Below are 21,859 nucleotides of genomic sequence, written 5' to 3' on the forward strand. Positions count from 1 at the left end.
CGGCGTCTCTTTAGGGCGTAGGTTTCCGGCACTCGTGACAAAAAGTGGGCCCGACGTCATTATCGGCCCAGGAGGCAAGGAGTAGCTATGGCTGCAATGAAACCACGCACTGGCGATGGTCCAATGGAAGTCACCAAGGAGGGGCGCAGCCTCATCATGCGTGTGCCGATTGACGGCGGCGGCCGCTTGGTCCTCGAGCTCAACGCCGAGGAAGCTACCAACCTCAAGGAATGCCTGCTCAACGTTACTGAGTAACTTCAGCGGCGGCGTCGTACTTCAGCAATATCGCTAAAGTACGGCGCTACTTTCTTTTAAGCCCTGATTAAGCGCGCTTTGCGCCAATGAGTACGCCAGTGCCGGTCGGGACCGTCGACGTCACGAAATCGTCGCGATCACGCACGTAGCGCGTGGCCTGGCGGGTTGCCGTGGTGGATGTCTGGCGGATCGCTGGCTGTGGGACGCGGTCGTTATCGAGGGCGTCGTTTAAGATGAGTGTTCCGCCGCGGCGCAAGAGGCGGCACGCGTGCTCAACGTAGGCGAGCGAGTTCGCCTTGTCCGCGTCGATCAGCACCAAGTCATAGGCGTTATCAGTCAAGCGGTTCAAGACATCCTGTGCCTTGCCCGTGATGATGCGCGTGCGGTTCGGGCGGAATCCACCGTCCGCGAGCGTTTCGCGAGCCGCGCCGAGGTGCTCAATGTCCACATCGATCGTGGTGAGGATCGCGTCTTGGGGGAGTCCGCGCAAAAGGGCAAGCGTCGAAATGCCAGCGCCCGTGCCGACTTCCACCGCGTTACGGGCGCCGGAAACGGCGGCTACGGACGTAATCAACGCAGCAGTTCCGGGGGACACGGCGGCAACGCCCAACTCGTGAGCGCGCTCGCGAGCCCGAACCAAGACCTCATCCTCGAGTGGGAGGGCTTCGGTATAGGACCAGCTACTAAATTTTTCGGCGCTCATGTGGGCAATAGTTCCTTAAACGGCTCATAGGTTAATTGCGAGCTTATCCAGCTCTCGTACAGAATCCTTACAGAGTTGCACGGAATAATTGACTGCGTGAAAGCCCCCGTTGCCACCCAGAACCCTCCCGCCGCAGATGCAGCGGACATTCCCAGCTGGGAGGAAATCGTTGCAGAATATTCTGCCCAAGTCTACCGACTTGCGTTCCGATTGACGGGCAACCGCCAAGATGCCGAAGATCTCACTCAAGAGACCTTCTTCCGAGTCTTCCGCTCGCTCCATGCGTATGAGCCGGGAACGCTTGGTGGATGGTTGCACCGCATCACCACCAATCTTTTCTTGGATCAAACCCGCCGCAAGCAGCGCATTCGATTTGATGCCTTCGTTGACGGCAGTGAAGAGCGCGTTCCTGCCACCAATCCAGGCCCAGAGCGTGCTTTCGAAGAGATGAACCTCGATCTCGACGTGCAGAAGGCACTCGACGAACTGCCGGCTGAATTTCGTGCGGCAGTAGTGCTGTGCGACCTCGAAGGCCTGCCTTACAACGAAGTAGCCCGCATCTTGGACGTCAAACTCGGCACGGTGCGCTCGCGCATTCACCGTGGCCGCACCATGCTGCGCGCCAAACTGGCACACCGAGATCCCGCTTCTGTTCGTGCGACGAATGGCGTCACGAACGCCATTTCAGGATTGGTTCGCCGCACGTCGGCGATCCATTCGCCGGGGGTTACGGAAGTTTGACCGTCTTCGACCGCTACCGGCGGTGGATCGATGATTATGTGGACGGCGAACTAGATGCGGAACGCGCCGGTAATTTCACACGCCATCTTGAGTCCTGCGCCGAGTGCAAGCGCGAAGTCGCGCAAAAGCGGCAGCTCAAGCAGCTGCTGAAGCGCCAGCACGGTGATGCCTCAGTTCCGCAGTCGCTCCAGTCCAAACTGCTCTCCGCCAAAGTGGTAGCGCCGGAGTATCACTACGACGTGCCTGAGGAGCCGGCCCGCTCGCGAGCCTTCACCCCCATGATGGCGTGCATGACGGCCCTCGTGCTGCTCACGGGCGCGCTGTTTGCTGCGTGGAGCGTTGGCGGCAGTGCTGCCAACGCGAAGACAGAATTCCCGCAGCTCGCGAATTCGTGGAGCGAGACTCCGCAGCCGCTGTCAGCGACGGACGTCGCTGGGCTGCGCCGTGACGGTTGGAACCTCGCGAGCCTCGATTTTCTGGGTCTTCATTTTGATAAGGCTCAGGCCCGCAAGGCCAACGGCGTTTACGAAGTCACGATGAACTTCGTGAAAGAGGCAAGCGCCACGCGTCCCGCGGTGACGGTGAGCGTGGTGGAGCAACGAAGCCACGAGACGTCGTTGGAATCTGCGTCATTGCAAGCAGCGGAGCGGCCGGGTTCCCGCATGGCTAGCGCCGACAAGGACCCCAATCCGCATCGGATTGTCCGCAACCTTCAGGTATCCGCGGCTCAGTACACCGTGGACATCGAAACCGGGACACAAACAGCTAATAACGCCGTGACGCCTGTCAGCAATGACGTCGCCACACTGGCTGGACAAGTGCTCGATCGTTTGAAGACTACGGACCAAGGCCGGCTCCAGTTTGTAGAGCGTCAGACGGATCCGTGGAATCGCTTGGTGGACGGTCTGGGTCGCCTCGTGGGCGTTTCATAAGGTCAAAAATTGGGTCTGAGAACTAGTAGGCTTGAGTAGTGCTTGGAATTAATGGTGGCGAGTTTGTAGTCCTTGCCATTCTTGCTGTGCTCATTTTGGGTCCTGAAAAGTTGCCTGAGTATGCGCAGCAGCTTGGCCGTTTGGTGCGCGAATTGCGCCGCATGGCCACGGGCGCGAAGGAGCAGTTGCGCGAAGAAGTGGGCGATGAGATCGCTGACCTCGATTGGCGGAAGCTCGATCCCCGCCAATATGACCCTCGCAAAATCATCCGCGATGCGCTTCTTGATGACTTCGACGACGCCATCAATGCCGCGAAGGAGCCGCTGCCGGATCGCTCGCAGCGCGCTATTTCTGCCGGGGATTCTCCCAAGTACGACGCCGCAGCTCCAGTTGCGCAGTTAGCTGCCGGTGAGCGCGCGCCTTACGACTCAGAAGCTACCTAGAGGCGACTTAGCAGCTAGCTAACTTCAACGCGGCTCAGAGCGGCTGTACGCCGAGGCGCCGACCTGACAATCCGCGCGGGGCAACCGCAATCTTCTGCGAAATAGCCATCAAAGCCTGAGCTGCAGGGGATCCCGGATCGCCGATGACAACGGGCGTGCCTTCGTCTCCACCAGCGCGCAGGGCTGACTCCAAGGGGATGCTTCCCAATAGTTCGACGTTCAGTGCGTCGGCAACTTTCTGGCCACCGCCTTCGCCGAAGGGGGAGACGCGAGAGCCGTCCGGAAGCTCCATCCAGCTCATGTTTTCCACGACGCCGATGACCTTCTGTCCCGTCTGAGACGTCACTTCACCAGCGCGTTGGGCGACGTCTGCCGCGGCTGACTGCGGAGTGGTGACCACCAAGAGCTCGGAACCGGGCAAGAGCTGGGACGCCGAAATAGCGATGTCTCCAGTGCCTGGTGGGAGGTCGAGCAACAGGAAGTCCAAGTCGCCGAAGTGCACGTCAGTCAGGAACTGCTCGAGCGCACGGTGAAGCATGGGGCCGCGCCACATGATGGGCCGCGCTTCATCCAGGAACATGCCGATGGAGATGACCTTCACGCCAAAAGCCACCGGTGGCATGATGAGCTCGCCCACGCGAGTGGGCTTAGCCTGACCCAGCCCCATGAGGGCAGGCACAGAGAAGCCGTAGACATCGGCATCCACCACACCCACCTTCAAACCTTGGGCAGCCAGTGCCGTGGCGAGGTTGACGGTGACCGTGGACTTTCCTACGCCGCCCTTGCCTGAAGCCACGCCAATCACGCGAGTGAGCGACTGCGGATCCGCAAAGGGGATAGTGCGCCGTTTCAGGGAACTGATGAGCTCAGCGCGCTGTTCCGGCGACATGACGCCCACCTCGACGTCGACTCCGGTTACACCCGGAACGGCGCTAACGGCATTGGTCACGTCCCGCTCGATCGTGGTGCTCAAAGGGCATCCCACGATCGTGAGCAGGATCGAAACAGTGATGTGTCCCGGACGTTCCCCGGACTGGTCTTCCGTGATGGAAGGAACCATTCCGAGGTCCGTGATGGGCCGGCGAATCTCTGGGTCCTGAACGGTTGCAAGGGCCGCTTGAACGGCGCGTTCCAGCTCTGTCACGCTAGACAGTGTCTCCTTTTGGCTTACTCACAGAATCTTGCTGAACCGCAGGTGCCTCGTCGACCGAAGCGGAACCCGACTTTTCCTCCGTGACGGAAGCAGCGTCGTCGTCCTCTTGATCCTTCTTTTTGGGCTTGATCTGCTTGATCGTGGTGGTCTGCGGATCGCGGTCCTTCTTCTTGGACTTGCTGCGCAGGCGGATCTCTTCACCGTCGCTGGTCTCAATGAGTTCTTCGAGGACGCTACGGAGCTCCGAACGCACGTAGTCACGAGTCGCGACATCACGCAATGCGATGCGCAAGGCTGCGAGCTCGCGAGTCAAGTACTCGGTGTCAGACAGGTTGCGCTCTGCACGCTGGCGATCCTCCGCCACGGAGACGCGGTCGCGGTCATCCTGACGGTTTTGCGCCAACAACAACAGGGGCGCGGCGTAGGAAGCCTGCAACGACAACATGAGGGTCAGGGCGGTGAAGCCCAATGCTGCCGAGTCGAAACGAACCGGCTCCGGGGCTATCGTGTTCCACAGAATCCAGACGATGCAGAAGATGGTCATCCAGACCAAGAAGGACGGCGTGCCCATGAAGCGCGCGAATTTCTCTGTAGCGCTGCCAAAGGCATCCGGGTTCGGCGAGAACCGTGGAAGGAAACGTTCCTTCGCCTGCATCGGGGTATCGAGCCCCTTGGAATCTACGGGAATGATCGGTGTGCGCTCAGCCACGGCGTGCGCCTCCCTTCTTAGCATTGAGCGGATTCAAGCGGGGCAGTGACGTGACCTTCTTTTTGGGAGCGATTACGTTGTCATCCTCGTCCTTGCTGCGCCAGTCTTCGGGGAGAAGATGGTCCAGCACGTCATCGACGGTGACGGCGCCAACGAGGCGGCCGTCCTGGCTTACCACGGGAGCCGAGGTGAGGTTATAGGTAGCCAGCATGCGCGCTACTTCGCTGACGTCTGCTTGGTCGCTGATCGGCTCCAAGTCCTTGTCGACGATCTTGCCCAGGGCCTCTGGAGGCGGCCAGCGCAAGAGAGCTTGCATATGGACGACGCCGAGGTATTTGCCGGTGGGAGTTTCCAACGGCGGACGGCATACGAAGACAGATGAAGCGAGCGCAGGGCTGAGCTCTTCGCGACGGACATAGGCGAGAGCTTCGGCGACCGTTGCTTCCGGGGGCAAGATGATGGGCACTGGCGTCATCATGGAGCCAGCAGTGTTCTCTTCATACTCGAGAAGACGGCGGACGTCCTCGGCTTCCTCAGGCTCCATCAACTCAAGAAGTGCTTCCTGTTGATGTTCCGGGAGCTCTGCGAGGAGGTCGGCGGCGTCATCCGGGTCCATCTCTTCGAGGACGTCGGCAGCACGCTCAATCTCGAGGGACTCAAGAATCTGGACCTGCTCTTCATCAGGGAGCTCCTGAAGAATGTCAGCCAAGCGATCATCTTGAAGCTCTTGGGCAACCTCAACGCGTCGCTTGTCGCTCATCTCGTGGAGAGCGTCAGCGAAGTCTGCGGGCTTCATTTCTTCGTGAGCTTCAATGAAGTTGGAAGCACCCTGCGGGCTCGTCTGGCCGAGAGTCAGGATCTCTTCCCAACCCACCAGCAGGCGTTCACCGCGACGCAAGGCGCGGAAACCAAAGGACGCCGCTTCGCCGCGACGCACGTAGTAATCGGATAACGCCCAGTCGCCGCTCCGCTGGCGCTCGAGGCCGATGTCTTCAACAGTTCCCGTGCCGGAGCCGTCGCGGAAAGTGACCTTACGGTCAAAGAGTTCGGCAGCAACTAGTGTCTCCACGCCACGCTGTTGGAAGCGACGGAGATTCACCAGACCAGAACAAATGATTTGGCTTGAGTCAATGGACTGCACGCGAGTCATAGGTACGAAGACTCGCTTCTTACCTGGGACCTCAACCACAAGACCAACGCACTGCGAAGGTTTATTCAGGCCACGATCAACAACGACCGCGTCTCGCATGCGGCCCAGTCGATCTCCCAGGGGATCAAACACGTCGAGGCCAAGAAGGCGCGCGACGAAGACTTTGGGCATATTCATATGTCTAGCCTAGTTCGCGGTTCACCAGTGGCGATAAATGCCACGCATTCTAGTGAATGAGGGCACAATAAGAACATGTCGACACCATATGGCGCACCAGTATCCGCTCAGCTCGATTCCCTCTTGCCTAAGGGTGATCTCTTGGGCCGGTTCGATTCGTACCTTGATGCCCAGAAGCTAGTGGACTATCTAGCGGACAACAACTTTCCTGTGTCCAACGTCTCGATCGTGGGTAACGATTTGAAGATGGTGGAACGAGTCACCGCCAAGTTGTCTTACCCCAAGGTGGCACTCTCTGGTGCCGCTCAAGGTGCTCTCTTCGGCGCCTTTGTGGGCTTGATCCTGTCCCTCTTTGGGACCGGCGACATGATGCAGGTGCTCACTTCCGTAGTGCTCGGCATGGCCATCTGGATGATCTTCGGTGTCATCACGTATTCGATGCGCCGCGGAAAGCGTGACTTCGCCTCCTCGCAGCAAGTGTTGGCCACGTCGTACGACGTCGTCGTAGCGTTTGAACAAGCCCAAGCCGCACGAGCGCTCGCCGCGAAACTGCCGATGCGTGGAAACTTCGCTTCTCAAGGTAGCTACGCCACCCAGCAACAGACGCAGCAGGCAGCGACGGCAGGCCAGCAGCTGGGCCAGCCCACGGCTCAGTACGGAAGTAACTTCGGAACTCAGCAGGGCACCCCGCAAAATGCCCAGCAAGGAAACGTTGGAGCCTCTCAGCAATCGGGCACAGAAGATGCTCCGCTGAGCTCTAGCTACAACGACCTTCCCGACGGCCGCCCTCAGTATGGTGTTCGCATCGATAATCGGTCGGCGCCACGCACCCCTGCCGTGCCAGCTGAGCCAGCTGCTCCCGAGACAGGTGCTGAAACGGTCGAGTCAGGCAAGCATGTAGACGCAGAACCTTCTGCATCGGCGGAACCACAGCGCGATGAATCGAACGAAAACCGCGATTCTGATCAGCGCTAAAGCAATCCACTTTCGGTGGTTTGAGGGATAGAAGTTCTGTCCTTGCACTACCAATGTAGAGCGGCGCCTTTCCCTTGCGGGAGAGGCGCCGTTTTCGTGAGTGCGTGAGGGCTTAGGCCTTGGTAAGGCGAGCCATCAACTCCTCAATCTCATCCGGGCGACGTGGCAGGTTGGCGGAGAGGTTGACATTGCCGTCTTCGGTGATGAGTACGTCATCTTCAATGCGCACGCCGATTCCACGGTATTCCTCAGGCACGGCGAGGTCGTCGGCCTTGAAGTACAGACCAGGCTCAATGGTGAAGACCATGCCTGGCTCGATGACACCGTCGAGGTACAGCTCCTTCTTGGCCTGAGCGCAGTCGTGCACGTCGAGGCCCAAGTGGTGGCTGGTGCCGTGAGGCATCCAGCGGCGGTGGTGCTGGCCTTCTTCAGACAGAGCAACGTCGAGGGACACAGGAAGCAAGCCCCACTTGTCCAAGTTCTCAGCCAAGACCTTGATAGCGGCAGCATGCACGTCGCGGAACTTAGCGCCAGGCTTGGCTACCTCAAATGCGGCATCCGCAGCGTCCAACACTGCCTGGTACACGCGGCGTTGCACCTCAGAGTACTCACCGTTGACCGGCAACGTGCGGGTGACGTCCGCCGTGTAGAGCGAATCCACTTCCACACCGGCGTCCACGAGGATCAGGTCGCCCGTATTCACCTGGCCGTTGTTGCGGATCCAGTGGAGAACGGTGGCGTTGTTTCCCGAGGCGGCGATGGTGTCGTAGCCGAGGTCGTTGCCTTCCTCGCGAGCGGTAGCGAAGAACGTGGTCTCAACTACGCGTTCGCCACGCTTGTGGTCTACGGCGCGGGGGAGTGACTGAATGACGGAATGGAATCCGTTGATGGTGGCATCGACGGCGGCGCGCATTTGCTCAATTTCCCACTCATCCTTGATGAGTCGAAGCTCGGAGACTGCCTCAGCCAATTCGGCGTCGTAGCCGTCAGATTCTTCCAAGTCCACATTGGTGTTGACGCGCGAAGTGTCCACGAGAGCATCGCAATTCAAGTCAACGTCGCGCATCAAACGGATGCGCTTGCCGCCGAACTCCTTGGGGCCCGCGTTGATGGTGATGGCGTCTTCAAGGTGCTGATCCATGTGCGCGGTGGGCAAGCCCAAACGTGCTTCGAATTCCTCGAGAGTGGGGCGACGGCCAATCCAGAATTCGCCCGTGCGCGCGTTGGAGTAGAACTCTTCGCTGTCACGGCCGGCCATGGGGCGGAAGTACAAGGTAGCGATGTGGTTGCTACCGTTGTCGCCCGTTCCAGATGCCACGGGATCCAACACCAAGACGGCGTCCGGCTCGTGGTCCAGGCCAAGGCCCGTGAGGTGCGCAAACGCAGAATGCGGGCGGAAACGGTAGTCCGTGTCGTTCGAACGAACCTTCAAGGGACCGGCCGGAATTACCAGACGGTCATCGGGGAACTTCTTCGACAGCGCGGCGCGGCGTTGGGCAGCAAACGGTGCTGAAGCATCGAGTCCGGCAACTTCGTCAGTTGAAGGCGCCCACTGGGAAGCCATGAATTCTTTGAACGCTTCCGAGGATGGTCGCTGGCTGCGATTTTCTACTCGTTCGGCCAGTGGCTGAGGTTCTTCAGCGGACGCATTAGGGGAGGTCAAATCAGCAGCATTGTTCATCCTGCAAGTCTGTCAAAAAGTTGCCAGCTCGGCCAACCGGCGGCTATGAGCACGTGCGCCGATCCATGTCGCGTCAGCGGACTCGGTAATGTGGGTACATGCTGATTGACCTGCACACTCACTCTTATGTTTCGGATGGCACGGAATCCCCGGGCGATCTGGTGCGCGCTGCAGCTCAGCAAGGACTCTCGGTGGTCGCGCTGACGGATCACGATCAGACTTCCGGGTGGGAAGAAGCCGCACAGACGGCGCTGGAAACGGGAATTGGCTTGGTGCCGGGCATGGAAATCTCCTGCCGCACTGACAACCACATCAGCGTTCACTTGCTCGCCTACCTGCATGATCCGCTGAACGAGGACCTGCTCGCCGAGATCAACCGCGCTCGCAGTTCTCGCGTCACCCGCGCACAACGCATGGTGGAGCTCTTGTCCGAAGACTTCCCAATCACGTGGGATACGGTGCAAGAACAGACTCACGAAGACGCGACCATTGGCCGCCCACACATCGCGGACGCGCTGGTAGCAGCAGGTGTTGTGGGGGATCGCAGCGAAGCGTTCGCCCGCATCTTGGTTCCGGGTTCGCGGTACTACGTGGGTCACTATGCGGTGGATCCCGTAGAGGCTGTTGAATTGGTCAAGCGAGCAAACGGTGTCCCAGTTTTCGCGCACCCGCTCGCCTCAGCGCGCGGACGCGTGGTGGCAGAAAACGTCTTTCACGACATGATCGATGCCGGACTGGCTGGCGTGGAAGTCTTCCATCGCGATAATCCTGAGCACGCGCGCACCCAGCTCCTCAAACTTGCGACGCAAGAAGACCTGATCGTCACCGGTTCAAGCGATTACCACGGCACCGGCAAACCCAACCGCCTTGCGGAAAACACCACCGCAAGAGATCAATTGGAGCGCATCCTAGAGCTCGGTACTGGAAGCCACAGCGTCGGCATCAGCTGACACAGCTTCAACATCGGACGCAACATCGTAGCTGTCAGCAGGCGAGTCCAACAGTTCCGCGACGGCGGCACGCAAGCCAGCGTCGTCGTACTCTGAGGCAACCATGACCGAAGCGGATGGAATGCGCGAGGTCATGACGGAAACCGCCGCGGGATTCTGATCCAGCAGCGCGAAACTGCGCCCCAATTCGGCGGCGGCCGCGCCCGTGGTCCCGGAGCCGGCGAAGAAATCCAGCACTAGATCGCCTGGTCGCGATGACGCGGCGATGATGCGGCGCAGCACGCCCAGCGGTTTCTGGGTGGGGTATCCGGTCTTTTCCTTGCCGGTGGGGGAGACGATCGTGTGCCACCAGACGTCCGTGGGGAGCTTGCCCAGCGCAGCCTTTTCGGGCGTGACGAGGCCGGGAGCCATGTACGGCTCGCGATCCACAGCGCTCGCGTCGAAGTGATAGTTCTTTGGATCCTTGACGTACACCAGGATCGTGTCGTGCTTCGTAGGCCAGCGAGACTTCGACCGTGCGCCGTAGTCATAGGCCCAAATAATCTCGTTGAGGAAGCACTCGCGCCCAAAAATCATGTCCAGCATGACCTTGACGTAGTGCGCCTCGCGGTAGTCCAAATGCACGTAGAGCGTGCCGGTGGGCGCGAGTAGGCGCCAAGCCTCGCGCATGCGCGGCTCGAGGAACTCCCAATAATCGGCGAAAGAGTCATCGTAGCGATGCAGCGCGCCGAGGACGGTGGCATATTCCTTGCCTTTGAAGCCGCGGCGATCGCCTTCGCCTGGCTTGGTGCGCACTGTTTTGACCTCTTGCCGAACTTGCGCTCGGCCCGTATTAAACGGCGGATCCACGTAAATAACTTGGGCTACTTCGTCCGGGAAGAGAGGCAAAACGTCCGCGTTATCACCGTGGATAATCAGCTGGACGGGCGTCCCCTCAGTGGGGGACGCCAGATCCATGTGTGGCATAACTACTCGTTGCTGCCCTGATTTTCGGAGTGCTGCGAGCCTTCGCCTTCGCCAACTACGCGGCGCGTGCGACGGCGGCGGGGCGCCTTGTGCTCGTCCTGTGGGCGGTCCGCGCGGCCGTGGCTGTGGCCGTGCTTGCCTTCGCCGTCTTCGCGAGACGCAGTGGTTGCCGCGGTGCCGTCAGTATTCTTGACAGTACGACGACGCCGGCGCGCGCGAGTGCCTTCGTCTACGGTTTCATCCGCTGACGTTGCGCTGGAATTTTCGGTGCTGTTTTCGCCACGGTTTCCGCCGCGCTCGCCTGAACGGCTGGAGCCGCCGCGAGTTCCGCCGGAGCGCGAACCACCGGAACGGGAACCGCCACTGCGGCCGCCGGAGGTGCGGGAGCCAGCGCCTCGTCCGCCATCGCGGGAGGCTGGACGATCCTTCTTGGCGTCAAGGGTTTCGAGCTCTTCAGCTTCGAGTCCTTCGCGCACGCGCTTGTGGCGTGGCAAGCGGCCCTTGGTGCCAGCAGGAATGTTGAGCTCTTCAAAGAAGTGCGCAGACGAAGAGTAGGTCTCAGCTGGGTTCGCGTAGTCCAGGCCAAGAGCCTTGTTGATGAGACCCCAGCGAGGAATGTCTTCCCAATCCACGAAAGTCACGGCGGTGCCCAAGTTGCCGGCACGGCCCGTACGTCCCACGCGGTGGAGGTAGGTCTTTTCATCTTCAGGGCACTGGAAGTTGATCACGTGGGTCACGTCATCGACATCGATACCGCGAGCGGCCACGTCCGTAGCCACGAGGACATCGACCTTGCCGTTGCGGAAGGCACGAAGAGCCTGTTCGCGGGCGCCCTGGCCGAGGTCGCCGTGGATGGCGCCTGCAGCGAAGCCGCGGTCAATGAGTTCTTCGGTGACCTTCGCAGCGCTGCGCTTGGTCTTGGTGAAGATGATGGTGCGTCCGCGGCCTTCAGCCTGAAGGATGCGAGCCACCATTTCTTCCTTGTCCAACTGGTGAACGCGGTAAACGAGCTGGCGGATGCTCTTCTTGGTGATGGACTCATCGAAAGGATCCGAAGCGCGAATGTGCATGGGGCGCGTCATGTAGCGACGGGCCATGGCGATGACCGGGCCAGGCATGGTTGCAGAGAACAGCATGGTCTGGCGGATCGCCGTGGTGCTCGCGAGGATCTTCTCAACGTCCGGCAAGAAGCCGAGGTCCAACATTTCGTCAGCCTCGTCAAGGATCACGATGTTAACGTTCTTCAGGCTCAAGTACTTCTGGCGCTGAAGGTCCATCAAACGGCCGGGCGTGCCAACCACGATCTCCACACCGCGCTTGAGTTCCTCGATCTGGGAATCGTACGAACGGCCGCCGTAAATCACGGCGACGCGAGCGTTGCGGAACTTCGAAGCGGTGTTCAAGTCAGCACCGACCTGAACAGCGAGTTCGCGCGTAGGAACCACGATCAGGGCCTGTGGGGCGCCTGGATCGGGAAGCTTGTCATAGCCCTCATCATCCGGGCCAACAACCAACTGGAGAGCCGGGATGCCGAAGCCGAGGGTCTTACCGGTACCCGTCTTGGCCTGACCGATGATGTCATTGCCGCCCAAAGCGACAGGCAACGTCATGGCCTGAATAGGGAAGGGGTGCAAGATGCCGTCAGCGGCGAGGGAATCGACGATGTCCTGACGAACGCCGTAATCGGCAAAAGTCTTCTCTTCGATGGCCTCTCGCGTGGCCTCAACTTCGATGTCACCTGCAACTGGCAAGTTTTCGAGGGATTCGTCCTCGATCAATTCTGGATTGTTTAAATCATTATTCACGTGCAATATTCACATTCGTTCGTGCGCCTCAACCCGTGGGGTGAGTGAATTAGCCGCGCCCAGTGGGGCGGTTCTACTCACAGGGGAGCGCTGTCCAGCGGAGCCGATCGCGGGCTAACGTGCAAAGAGACTGAGCATCTTCGCGGACAGGTTCGCTGGGTGATCCTGTCAAGGAAAAATTGAAAGATACGACCGGGCATCCTTAACTACAAAGGTCAGTCTACCGTCTAGGACGCAGAATGCTCGTTTCCCGCTACTTTCTCGCCCGAGTTCTCGCCAGTGTTATCACCCGTGGTTTCGGGTGAGTTGCTACCAGCCACTTCGAAACTGACTTTGGATGCCTCGATATCGGCTTCCTTGAGTACCACGCGAACGTGTTCGCCAGCAGCTACGTTTCCTTCATACTTTGCCGTGACGGGCGGGTTGGTGAGCTGAACCGTGCCATACGGCTTGCGTCCGCTCTGTTGCGCCTTTTCGAGGTGCTGCGCAGTAGGGGCTTCAATGCTTACGCCCTCGAACACCTCGCCTACATGGCTTGCGAGAATGGCTGCTTCAATCGTGTCTAGAGCAGCGCGTTCTGTCTTGGACGCGAGCTGGCCGGCAGCCTGCATCAAATCGGGAAGCTCGGGGAGAGCTGCGCGCAGAGTGTCGGGAATCGGCCGGCCGTTGACCAGACAATCGCACAGTTCCAAGACGAAACGGTCGATCAAGCGGCGCAGGGGAGCGGTAGTGTGCGCATAGGGCGCTGCGATGGCGGACTGCGCCGGTTCCTCCGGTGCTTCTCCATCGAACGCCGTGTAGCCGGCGCCGCGGAACAGGCTTGACGCTTGATGCATGAGGGCCAGCTGCTTGGGATCGCTGAGGTCCAAGGATCGCAAGAACTCGCCGTACTTCACATCCTGTGACCACGGTGCCCCCAGAGCTTTCGCTTGAGCGCGGAATTTCGCGATGCTTGGCTCATCCGGAGCAGGCATAGTGCGCAAGATGCCCACCTTGTGCTCCAGCATGATCTCTGCAGCGGCCATGCCGGTCATGAGCGAAATCTGGGCGTTCCAATCCTCAACAGGCAGCGGTGCGCGCTGAACCAGCTTGAAGTGCTCGCCGTCTGCTTCAACTTCCTGCTCAGGGATGCGCAAGCTCGCGCCGCCGCGGGCACGTTCCAAGGCAATGCGCTTCTCGCCGACTTCGCGCAAGAGCTGCAAAGACTCGGACGCCGTGCCGGCGTCGAGGTCCTTCTGTACGCCGTCGTAGGAGAGCTTTGCGCGGCTCTTGACCTGCGCACGACCCAAGCTGACCGACGTGACGTTAGCTGCGTCGTCGAGCTCAAAATTCCAGATGTAAGCGCTGCGCAATTGATCGGGAAGCAAGCTACCAGCGTCTTCGCTAATGACTTCAGGATGCAGCGGGATCCGGCCTTGCGGGAGGTAGATGGTCATGCCGCGTTTGCGCGTTTCAGCGTCCAGGGCGCCGCCGTGTTGGACAAAGGAGGGTACGTCAGCGATCGCGTAGAAGACGCGATAACCGGAGCCTTCACGTTGGATGAAGACCGCCTGATCCAGATCAGTAGAAGAGGCAGGATCAATGGTCACGAAATCGATGTCAGTGCGATCTTCCTCCGGCAGATCATGCTGCGTAACGGCGGCTTGCGCCTCCGCCAGCACGTCCGCAGGGAACTCGGTGGGTAGCTCAAACTTCTGCACAAGTGCCGCGAGGGCAGCCTCGAGGCGTGTGCTGTGAGCGCTACTGCTGAGGTCAATATGCTGATGCACCATGTGGCTACCCTACCCAGTGGTATGGGTCACCCGTACGCTGAAGGCATGAGCGAGTCTGAACAAAAGCTAGAAATTCTGTCCGGCGAAGCCCTCCGCGCCGCGCTTGCCGAGCTACCGGATTGGCGTGAAAGAGACTCTCATGTGGTCTCGGCATTCAAGTTCAAGAAGTCCGCGACGGCCGTGGAGTTTATGGGCAAAGCGGGTGCTGCCGCGGAATCCGCACAGCACCACCCGGATCTAGAGTGGCGATGGAACACCGTGTTCCTGGCGATCTCTACGCACTCTGAAGGCACGAAAGTGACCCGAAAAGACACCGATTTAGCAGAAAAGCTCTCCGTAGCAGCTGCTGAGTTGGGCGGAACCGCCGAACCAGAGCGCTACGGAGAGCAATTCAAAAAGTAAGAACTCGTTACTGAGCGAAGCCCACGCGACGCTGCTGCTCTGCGCCAACTTCTACGTAGCCGATGCGAGCGCCAGGAATCATGATGACTCGACCGTTGCTGTCTTCGAGGCGAAGCTCCGTGCCCTCGTTCGTGGCGCGGGAAGCGGCGTCGATAATGTCTTCCGCAGACTGGTTAGATTCCAGCACGATTTCGCGGTTGACATGCTGAATTCCGATGCGAATTTCCATGACTACTCCTAGAGCAAAAAGACCAACAGGGGGTTGTGTACTTACGCTACGTTATTCGGCGGGCTGTTCTTGATCCACGCGACCAATTCCGCGCCAAGCTAAACGAGAGACCAAGTAGATTGCCTCTTCCAAATCCACGGACGTGGACTGATCCAGCCAGGCTCGAGCGGCGACCTGCGACATGCCAATGAGTGCGTTGCCCAGAAGAATGGACTGCGCTTCAGGAAGGCTGGTCTGCTCGTTCACTACCTTGGAAACGGCCTGGGCAAAAGTGTCGTTGAACTTCTCTAGGCGCTCGGCCACGTCCGGATCGCGAGCCACATCAGACTCAAACACCAAACGGTGCGCCTTTGAATCAGAAGCGACGAACTCGAAGTACGCGCGGATGGTGGCGCCCACGCGCTCTTTGTTGTTGTCCGTGGAGCTGATGGCCGTGAGCAATTGCTCAAGCAGAGATTCAAGGTGGGTATCAAGGATCGCGAGGTACAGATCCCGCTTGCCGGGGAAGTGCTGGTACAGCACCGGCTTGGATACTTGAGCGAGTTCGGCGATCTCATCCATGGATGCGCCGTGGTAGCCGTTGTCTACAAAAACATGATGAGCGGCGCTCAACAACTGGCGTCGACGTTCATCACGAGGCATGCGAACGGTGCGACTAGTTGGACCTACATCAGAAGGCACAGTGCACCTCTCCATTGGACTACAAAACCTACCCAGCATCGTATCCCGATCCACCCACTCTTGGCGTTACCCGAGAAGCACTCAAGCCCATAAATTGCCGTCGATTGCGCGCCAGATATTTGGCGAATCGGGAGGGCTAAGCTGGACACCATGACTGGATTTTCACCGCTCGTGTCACCCGCCGCAGACCTGAGTCAGGCTGAGATTGAACGGTATTCGCGGCAGATCATCCTGCCCGGAGTGGGCCTCGAGGGCCAAAAGCGCCTGAAGAACGCGAGGGTGCTCATCGTGGGCGCTGGCGGCTTGGGTGCGCCGACCATCATGTATCTTGCGGCAGCGGGCGTAGGAACATTGGGAATCATTGACGATGACACCGTGGATTCTTCGAACCTGCAACGCCAAGTCATTCACCGCGAAGATGCTGTGGGCACGTTGAAGGTGGAATCGGCTGAGAGCTTCGTCGCCGGACTGAACCCGCACGTGAAGACGGTGACGCACGCAGTACGGCTCGATGCCTCCAATATTTTGGAGATTTTCCGGGGCTACGACGTCGTGCTGGATGGCACGGACAATTTCGCCACCAGATATTTAGTGAACGACGCCGCCGCGATCGTTGGGATTCCCCTCATCTGGGGATCTATTCTCCGGTTCGACGGCCAAGTGTCGGTCTTCTGGAACGGAGTGGGGCCAACGTATCGGGACTTGTATCCCGAAGCGCCGCCAGCTGGATTGGTGCCGTCCTGTGCAGAGGCCGGAGTGTTTGGCGTGCTGTGTGCCCAAATCGGGAGTGTCATGGCGTCAGAAGCCATCAAGCTCATTACGGGTATTGGCAAGCCGCTGATTGGTCGTGTGCTCATTCTGGATGCTCTCGAGACATCGTGGACTGAGGTCACGCTCGAAAAAGATCCTGAAACTGTTCAGCCCGCAGAGCTGCTGGAGGACTACCCGGCCTTCTGTGGGATGCCGGCCAAGGGCGAAGAACACGTGACTGTGTCCGAAATTGATGTTCACGAACTCAAAGAGCTCCTCAAAGCGAGAGAAGCGAACAACGAACACTTTGAGCTCATCGACGTACGAGAAGTCGGAGAGGCAGGTATCGCACGCATTCCCGGAGCCACACTCATTCCGCGAGCCGACATCTTGTCAGGGGACGTGACGTTGCCTCAAGACAAGCGAATCATCCTGCACTGCAAGTCAGGCGGACGTTCAGCTGAGGTGGGGCGTTACCTTCTCGCCAACGGCTACGAGAATATCCAGCACGTGCGCGGGGGAGTGAACGCGTGGATCGACTCCGGCCAGCCTGGCGGATCGAAGTATTAGCCGAGGAGTCGGTGATCCACGGGGCACTCGGCTCCTGTGGAAGATGATGCAGGCGATGACGCAACAGAAGACTTGTCTTCCACGGTGATGCCGTACAGCGTCTCGATGGCCTGCGCATATTCATCCGCACGGCCCTGAGCTGCCAGCTCGCGTCCACGAACAGTCGGCACGTGCAATAGCTGCTTGACCATGCGGCGCATCGCGAACTCAACTTCTTCAGCAGCAGCAGTACAACCGTGCTGCGCGCGCACCTTGTTGAGCTCTTCTTCGAGCACGCTCATGGTGTGCTTGCGAAGGGCCACAATGGCAGAGTCTGCGGAGCGCTCGCGAAGGCTCACGGCGAATTCTTGCGTTGCCTCATCCACAATTTGGCGAGCAGAGCGGACAGCGTCAGCCGTCTCAGCAGGAGCGGCCATGCGGACGGACTCGAGGGAAATCAAGTGAACGCCATCGAGAGCGTCGATGTTTGGATCAAAGTCGTGAGACAAGGCCAAGTCCACCACCACGAGTGGGTGGGTGCGTTCATTATTGGCCAGATCGGCGCCGGAAATCTGCTGACCGCCGCCGGAGCAACCCACCAACACATCCGCGTTCAAAAGTGCCGGGCCCAAAGACATAGCGTCCAACGCCACGCCTCCACGGGTTTCCACGAAGGTTTCCGCGCGGCCGGTCTGGGAGAAAACAGAGATGTTCGTGACACCAAGCTCTTTGAGCAGCGCCATCGTTGCGCCGGCGTAAGCACCGGTGCCGAAGACCACTACGTTCTTTTCGCGCCACTCGCGCTCGTCGAGATCGGCAGCCAAATCCAGAGCCACGGACACAACGGACAGTCCGCGAGAACCAAGAGACGTCTTCGTTCCCACGTCCTTAGCGGTGCGGGAGGCCGTCTGGAACAAACGAATGAGCGAACCGGAAGCCGTGCCGCCTGCTTGCGCTTCGATCAGCGCGCGGCGCACTTGGCCCGCAATTTCGCGTTCACCAATGACCGCAGAATCGAGTCCGGCACCCACGGAGAAAAGGTGAGCTACGGCGTCGTCGTTCACCTTTGTCTGGAGTGCGGAAGTGACTTCGGAAATGTCCAAACCGGTCGCGGAAGCAACGTGAGAAACCACGGCGTCACGCGCGATGTGAACGTCTTGATGGGATTCCGCCTCAACGTAAATTTCGTAGCGGTTGCAGGTGGAGAGCACTACAGCACCCTTGACCGGGACCTCATCTTCGAGGACACGAGAAGCGACCTGGGACGCGCCCTCGCTTAAGCGGGCGACCGTTTCCAGGTCCAAATTTGAGTGTGAGGCAACAAGTGAAAGTAAAACCACAGTGCTTCCAGAATAGCCCTCAAGGGGGCTTCAAAAGCATTAGGGATGCCTTAGTGACACGTTCGTGAACAATCCCACAGGTTTGCGGCTAATAGATGAACGGATTATTGAACTGAGGTTAAATTGGTGAGAATTGAAGTATGAGTCTTTCTGCAAACCACCCGTTGGTTGATGGTCGCACCGCTAATTCGCCGCTAGTGACAGCCCTGCGAGGTGGAAAACCGTCGCGCCGCCCGGTCTGGTTTATGCGTCAGGCTGGCCGATCCTTGCCGGAATACCGCAAGGTGCGCGAGGGAATCACCATGCTGGATTCGTGCTTGAAGCCGGAGCTCGCTTCCGAGATTACGCTGCAGCCGGTCCGTCGCCACGACGTTGACGCTGGCATCTTCTTCTCTGACATTGTCATTCCGCTCAAGCTCGCGGGCGTTGACGTGGAGATCGTTCCCGGCGTGGGGCCAGTGCTGGGCTCGCCGGTGCGCACCGCCGCGGACGTCGCCAAGCTGCCGACCCTGACGGATGAGGCTCTTGATCCCATCCGCGAGGCCGTTGCGCTCACGGTTGCGGAATTGGGTACGACGCCGCTGATCGGCTTCGCAGGGGCACCGTTCACCTTGGCTGCCTACATGGTTGAGGGAAAGCCGTCGCGCGATCATTTGGGCCCTCGCACCATGATGCATGCGGACCCAGAGACTTGGGCAGCTCTCGCGGAATGGACCGCGGATGCTTCTGGCAAGTTCCTCCGTGCACAGCTTGAAGCCGGCGCTTCCGCCGCTCAGCTCTTTGATTCATGGGCAGGCTCTTTGGGCCTCGCCGACTACACGAAGTTCGCCGCTCCGGCCTCGAAGCGTGCGCTCGATCATGTGCGCGATCTCGGTGCGCCCCTGATCCACTTCGGCACGGGCACCTCTGAACTGTTGGTTGCCATGCGCGATGTCGGCGTTGACGTGGTGGGCGTTGATTACCGCTTGCCCCTCGACGAAGCCAACCGTCGCCTCGGTGGAAACGTTCCGCTGCAAGGAAACATCGACCCAGCGCTGCTTTCTGCACCGTGGGAGGTCCTCGAAGCCCACGTGCGCGATGTGCTTGCCGCAGGCGAATCTGCACCGGCTCACGTGGTCAACCTGGGCCATGGCGTCCCGCCGGAGACGGATCCAGAAGTGCTCACCCGACTGGTGGAACTCATTCACTCGGAGCCGGTCGCTGGAGCATAAGGTGACTCAAGTTCTCCCTACCGCAATCGTCATTGGCGGCGGAATCGCAGGTCTGGTGGCCGCGCGTGAACTCGCGATTTCCGGTTTCGGCGTCACGGTCCTTGAAGCGGCCGATCACTTCGGCGGCAGCGTGTATTCGCACGAGCTGGCCGGACTGACGCTCGACGCCGGAGCCGAGTCCTTCGCGACGCGTTCCACCGCTGTCGCCGATCTCCTCAAAGATTTGGGCATCGAGCAGAGCATCGTGCCGCCGTTGCCCGGCGGCTCGTACCTCTACACCACGAATGCCCACGGCGAACCGGAAGCGTTCCCGTCGCCGCAATCCGGAATTATGGGGATTCCCGGCGATCCGCAAGCCGAGGACGTCGTCGTCGTCATTGGTGAAGAAGCGGCCCGCGAGGCCGCCCGCGATCTCGATACCCCGGTGGATCCAGCGCTGCTCGAAGGACCGATCAGCTTTGGTGATTTGGTGCGAGCGCGCCTGGGCGAGACGATGCTGGAACGGCTTGTCACCCCTGTGGTTGCAGGTGTGCTTTCGGCGCATCCGGACGTTCTCGATGCGGATGCGGTCTCTCCTGGACTGCGCAAAGCCATGGCACGCGAGGGTTCTCTGTCGCGCGCTGCGGCGTCATTGCGCAAGGCGGCTCCGGCAGGTTCTGCGGTCGCTGGTATTCACGGTGGCATGCGCATGCTGCCGGAAATCTTGGTGTCTGATCTGCGCGATCGCGGCGCCGAGTTGTTGCTCTCCGCGCCGGTGCAGTCCGTGACTCGTGGCGATGATGGTTCGTGGCGGATTGAAACTGCCGAGGATTCCTTTGCTACCGAAAAGCTAGTGGTAGCAACGGACGGTACGACGGCGGCCGGGTTGCTTTCGGCTGAATTTGCGGCTGCTGAGGCGGTGGTCCCGCAAGAGACGGGCGCTCCGATCGCGCTTGTCACGCTCATGGTGGACGCTCCTGAATTGGATAGTCATCCTCGTGGAACGGGATTGCTGGTGGCACCTGGAACGAAGGGTGTGACCGCAAAGGCTCTGACGCATGCGAGTGCCAAGTGGAAGTGGCTGGCTGAAGCGGCCGGTCCGGGAACGCACGTGGTGCGTTTGTCCTACGGGCGTTTGGATGATGCTGTCCCAGCAAACTTTGAGGATGAACGACTCATTGAAACCGGCATCAAGGATGCGAGTATTCTACTTGGTGTAGAACTTGCGTCCGCTGATGTGGTTGACGCCGATGTGGTGCGGTTTACCGGGGGATTGCCGTTCGCTACTCCGGGGCACCGTGCTGCAATGCAGGATCTGCGTGCGGCCGTCGAAGGCAACAACGAAGGCCTGCAATTGGTAGGCGCGTGGCTGGCTGGAACCGGTTTGGCGGCGGTAGTGGCGGACACTCGAGGACGAGTTTCCGTGAACTCTCGCTGAACTTTCAGCATCTGACCGCGCACTCGCGATCGATACACCAGAATTGAGAGTACTGACATGGGTACCAAGAAAGAGGAAGAACAGATGAGCGATCAGGACCAGCGTCCCGCAGCGAGCACGGGGTCCGACTACCGCCCAGAGCACTCCAGCCCAGTGATGGGCGAGCGGGCGCGTGAGAATGACACGTTCTACTACACGTTGTGGACTGTCTTCCGTCGTGGCGAGACCGATGGGGACCGTTCCGAAGGCGTCGATGCTTTCGACACCTTGGTCAATGAACTCAAGAAGCAGGACGTGATTGTTCGCGGCGCGTACGATGTATCCGCGATGCGTGAAGACGCTGACGTCATGGTGTGGCTGCACGGAGCATCGTTTGAAAGCCTGCAGTCTGCTGTCCGCCAGATTCGCCGCTCCTACTTGTTCGACGGCACGGAAATTTCGTGGTCTTCCTTCGGTGTGCACCGCGAGGCCGAGTTCGCTAAGGATCACAGCCCGGCATTTGCTCGTGGCTTGGAGCCTCTCGAATGGCTTTGCGTGTACCCGTTCGTGCGCTCGCACGACTGGTACCTCTTGGATCCGAAGGAACGCGGCAAGATGCTGCGCGATCACGGCATCTTAGGCCGCGACTTCCCCATGGTCCAGGCCAATACCGTGGCAGCCTTCGCTTTGGGCGACTACGAGTGGATGATTGCTCTGGAAGCTCCGGATGTCATTGACCTCGTGGATATGATGCGTCACTTGCGTTACACGGACGCTCGCAACCACGTCCGTGAAGAAACCCCGTTCTACACGGGTAAGCGAATCTCTACTGCAGAGATCGCAGAAGTTTTGCGCTAATTAACCATTCGGCGGCTCGTCCCATGCGTGG

The 21,859-nt window shown here is 59.7% G+C and carries 22 protein-coding genes; 11 read left to right on the top strand and 11 right to left on the bottom strand.

Features of this window, described 5'->3' with window-relative positions; translation table 11 throughout:
* Positions 1 to 87 precede the first annotated feature (87 nt).
* Positions 88 to 255: a DUF3117 domain-containing protein gene (locus BKA12_RS01320; RefSeq protein WP_183640103.1), complete on the top strand. Its 168-nt coding sequence runs from the start codon at positions 88 to 90 to the stop codon at positions 253 to 255.
* Between the two features lie 67 nt (positions 256 to 322).
* Here BKA12_RS01320 and BKA12_RS01325 read toward each other — a convergent pair whose 3' ends face one another.
* The gene (locus tag BKA12_RS01325) at positions 323 to 958 is read right to left on the bottom strand and encodes an O-methyltransferase (protein WP_183640105.1); all 636 of its coding nucleotides are present in this window, start codon (positions 956 to 958) and stop codon (positions 323 to 325) included.
* Between the two features lie 84 nt (positions 959 to 1,042).
* Between BKA12_RS01325 and sigE the strand changes: the two genes are divergently transcribed.
* Genes sigE through BKA12_RS01340 form a run of 3 tightly spaced genes read left to right on the top strand, consistent with a single transcriptional unit; the run spans position 1,043 to position 3,074 of the window.
* Positions 1,043 to 1,699, top strand: coding sequence for an RNA polymerase sigma factor SigE (sigE, locus tag BKA12_RS01330; RefSeq protein WP_420826517.1), 657 nt, complete (start codon positions 1,043 to 1,045; stop codon positions 1,697 to 1,699).
* Positions 1,696 to 2,631, top strand: a complete 936-nt coding sequence (locus tag BKA12_RS01335; RefSeq protein WP_183640107.1) for an anti-sigma factor family protein — start codon at positions 1,696 to 1,698, stop codon at positions 2,629 to 2,631. The genes sigE and BKA12_RS01335 overlap by 4 nt, the downstream gene beginning before the upstream one ends.
* 38 nt (positions 2,632 to 2,669) lie before the next feature.
* Positions 2,670 to 3,074, top strand: a complete 405-nt coding sequence (locus BKA12_RS01340; RefSeq protein WP_183640108.1) for a sec-independent translocase — start codon at positions 2,670 to 2,672, stop codon at positions 3,072 to 3,074.
* A gap of 34 nt (positions 3,075 to 3,108) precedes the next feature.
* Here BKA12_RS01340 and BKA12_RS01345 read toward each other — a convergent pair whose 3' ends face one another.
* From BKA12_RS01345 to BKA12_RS01355, 3 genes are read right to left on the bottom strand one after another with little or no spacing between them, the layout of a single operon-like run.
* Positions 3,109 to 4,218: an Mrp/NBP35 family ATP-binding protein gene (locus BKA12_RS01345; RefSeq protein ID WP_338087387.1), complete on the bottom strand. Its 1,110-nt coding sequence runs from the start codon at positions 4,216 to 4,218 to the stop codon at positions 3,109 to 3,111.
* A gap of 1 nt (position 4,219) precedes the next feature.
* The gene (locus tag BKA12_RS01350; protein WP_246361732.1) at positions 4,220 to 4,882 is read right to left on the bottom strand and encodes a DUF1003 domain-containing protein; all 663 of its coding nucleotides are present in this window, start codon (positions 4,880 to 4,882) and stop codon (positions 4,220 to 4,222) included.
* Between the two features lie 46 nt (positions 4,883 to 4,928).
* Positions 4,929 to 6,263, bottom strand: a complete 1,335-nt coding sequence (locus BKA12_RS01355) for a magnesium transporter MgtE N-terminal domain-containing protein (protein ID WP_183640112.1) — start codon at positions 6,261 to 6,263, stop codon at positions 4,929 to 4,931.
* A 75-nt stretch (positions 6,264 to 6,338) separates the two neighbouring features.
* Between BKA12_RS01355 and BKA12_RS01360 the strand changes: the two genes are divergently transcribed.
* Positions 6,339 to 7,238 (top strand): YflT domain-containing protein, encoded by a 900-nt coding sequence (locus BKA12_RS01360; protein ID WP_183640114.1) that lies wholly within the window; start codon positions 6,339 to 6,341, stop codon positions 7,236 to 7,238.
* A gap of 112 nt (positions 7,239 to 7,350) precedes the next feature.
* Here the strand turns inward: BKA12_RS01360 and BKA12_RS01365 are convergent, their stop codons facing one another.
* Positions 7,351 to 8,919, bottom strand: a complete 1,569-nt coding sequence (locus tag BKA12_RS01365; protein WP_183640116.1) for an aminopeptidase P family protein — start codon at positions 8,917 to 8,919, stop codon at positions 7,351 to 7,353.
* Between the two features lie 98 nt (positions 8,920 to 9,017).
* Here BKA12_RS01365 and BKA12_RS01370 point away from each other — a divergent pair, with 98 nt between their 5' ends.
* Complete coding sequence (locus BKA12_RS01370; RefSeq protein WP_183640117.1) at positions 9,018 to 9,869, top strand: PHP domain-containing protein; 852 nt, start codon at positions 9,018 to 9,020, stop codon at positions 9,867 to 9,869.
* On the opposite strand, the gene BKA12_RS01375 is transcribed toward BKA12_RS01370, so the two are convergent.
* From BKA12_RS01375 to BKA12_RS01385, 3 genes are all read right to left on the bottom strand, one after another.
* Positions 9,828 to 10,826 (bottom strand): DNA-methyltransferase, encoded by a 999-nt coding sequence (locus BKA12_RS01375; protein ID WP_183640119.1) that lies wholly within the window; start codon positions 10,824 to 10,826, stop codon positions 9,828 to 9,830. The two genes, BKA12_RS01370 and BKA12_RS01375, sit on opposite strands and share 42 nt — an antisense overlap.
* Before the next feature lie 11 nt (positions 10,827 to 10,837).
* Positions 10,838 to 12,586, bottom strand: coding sequence for a DEAD/DEAH box helicase (locus BKA12_RS01380; protein ID WP_246361734.1), 1,749 nt, complete (start codon positions 12,584 to 12,586; stop codon positions 10,838 to 10,840).
* Positions 12,587 to 12,867: 281 nt separating this feature from the next.
* Positions 12,868 to 14,412, bottom strand: a complete 1,545-nt coding sequence (locus BKA12_RS01385) for an RNB domain-containing ribonuclease (RefSeq protein WP_183640123.1) — start codon at positions 14,410 to 14,412, stop codon at positions 12,868 to 12,870.
* A 45-nt stretch (positions 14,413 to 14,457) separates the two neighbouring features.
* On the opposite strand from BKA12_RS01385, the gene BKA12_RS01390 reads away from it, so the two are divergent.
* A complete protein-coding gene (locus BKA12_RS01390; protein WP_183640125.1) occupies positions 14,458 to 14,814 on the top strand; it encodes a 4a-hydroxytetrahydrobiopterin dehydratase in 357 nt (118 codons plus the stop codon).
* Between the two features lie 7 nt (positions 14,815 to 14,821).
* Here the strand turns inward: BKA12_RS01390 and BKA12_RS01395 are convergent, their stop codons facing one another.
* Together BKA12_RS01395 and BKA12_RS01400 are read right to left on the bottom strand one after the other, a co-directional pair.
* Positions 14,822 to 15,043 (bottom strand): DUF3107 domain-containing protein, encoded by a 222-nt coding sequence (locus tag BKA12_RS01395; RefSeq protein WP_183640126.1) that lies wholly within the window; start codon positions 15,041 to 15,043, stop codon positions 14,822 to 14,824.
* Between the two features lie 51 nt (positions 15,044 to 15,094).
* Positions 15,095 to 15,739, bottom strand: a complete 645-nt coding sequence (locus tag BKA12_RS01400) for a TetR/AcrR family transcriptional regulator (protein WP_246361581.1) — start codon at positions 15,737 to 15,739, stop codon at positions 15,095 to 15,097.
* Between the two features lie 135 nt (positions 15,740 to 15,874).
* Between BKA12_RS01400 and moeB the strand changes: the two genes are divergently transcribed.
* Positions 15,875 to 17,044 (top strand): molybdopterin-synthase adenylyltransferase MoeB, encoded by a 1,170-nt coding sequence (gene moeB / locus BKA12_RS01405; RefSeq protein WP_183640129.1) that lies wholly within the window; start codon positions 15,875 to 15,877, stop codon positions 17,042 to 17,044.
* Here moeB and BKA12_RS01410 read toward each other — a convergent pair.
* Complete coding sequence (locus tag BKA12_RS01410) at positions 17,041 to 18,363, bottom strand: glutamyl-tRNA reductase (RefSeq protein ID WP_183640131.1); 1,323 nt, start codon at positions 18,361 to 18,363, stop codon at positions 17,041 to 17,043. The two genes, moeB and BKA12_RS01410, sit on opposite strands and share 4 nt — an antisense overlap.
* 140 nt (positions 18,364 to 18,503) lie before the next feature.
* Between BKA12_RS01410 and hemE the strand changes: the two genes are divergently transcribed.
* Genes hemE through hemQ form a run of 3 tightly spaced genes read left to right on the top strand, consistent with a single transcriptional unit; the run spans position 18,504 to position 21,828 of the window.
* Entirely contained in the window at positions 18,504 to 19,574 is a 1,071-nt protein-coding gene (gene hemE / locus BKA12_RS01415) for a uroporphyrinogen decarboxylase (protein WP_183640133.1), read from the top strand.
* 1 nt (position 19,575) lies between these two features.
* A complete protein-coding gene (gene hemG, locus BKA12_RS01420; protein ID WP_338087388.1) occupies positions 19,576 to 20,991 on the top strand; it encodes a protoporphyrinogen oxidase in 1,416 nt (471 codons plus the stop codon).
* A gap of 57 nt (positions 20,992 to 21,048) precedes the next feature.
* Complete coding sequence (gene hemQ / locus BKA12_RS01425; protein ID WP_420826502.1) at positions 21,049 to 21,828, top strand: hydrogen peroxide-dependent heme synthase; 780 nt, start codon at positions 21,049 to 21,051, stop codon at positions 21,826 to 21,828.
* Positions 21,829 to 21,859 lie beyond the last annotated feature (31 nt).

Source organism: Neomicrococcus lactis, from assembly GCF_014200305.1.
Classification (GTDB): domain Bacteria; phylum Actinomycetota; class Actinomycetes; order Actinomycetales; family Micrococcaceae; genus Neomicrococcus; species Neomicrococcus lactis.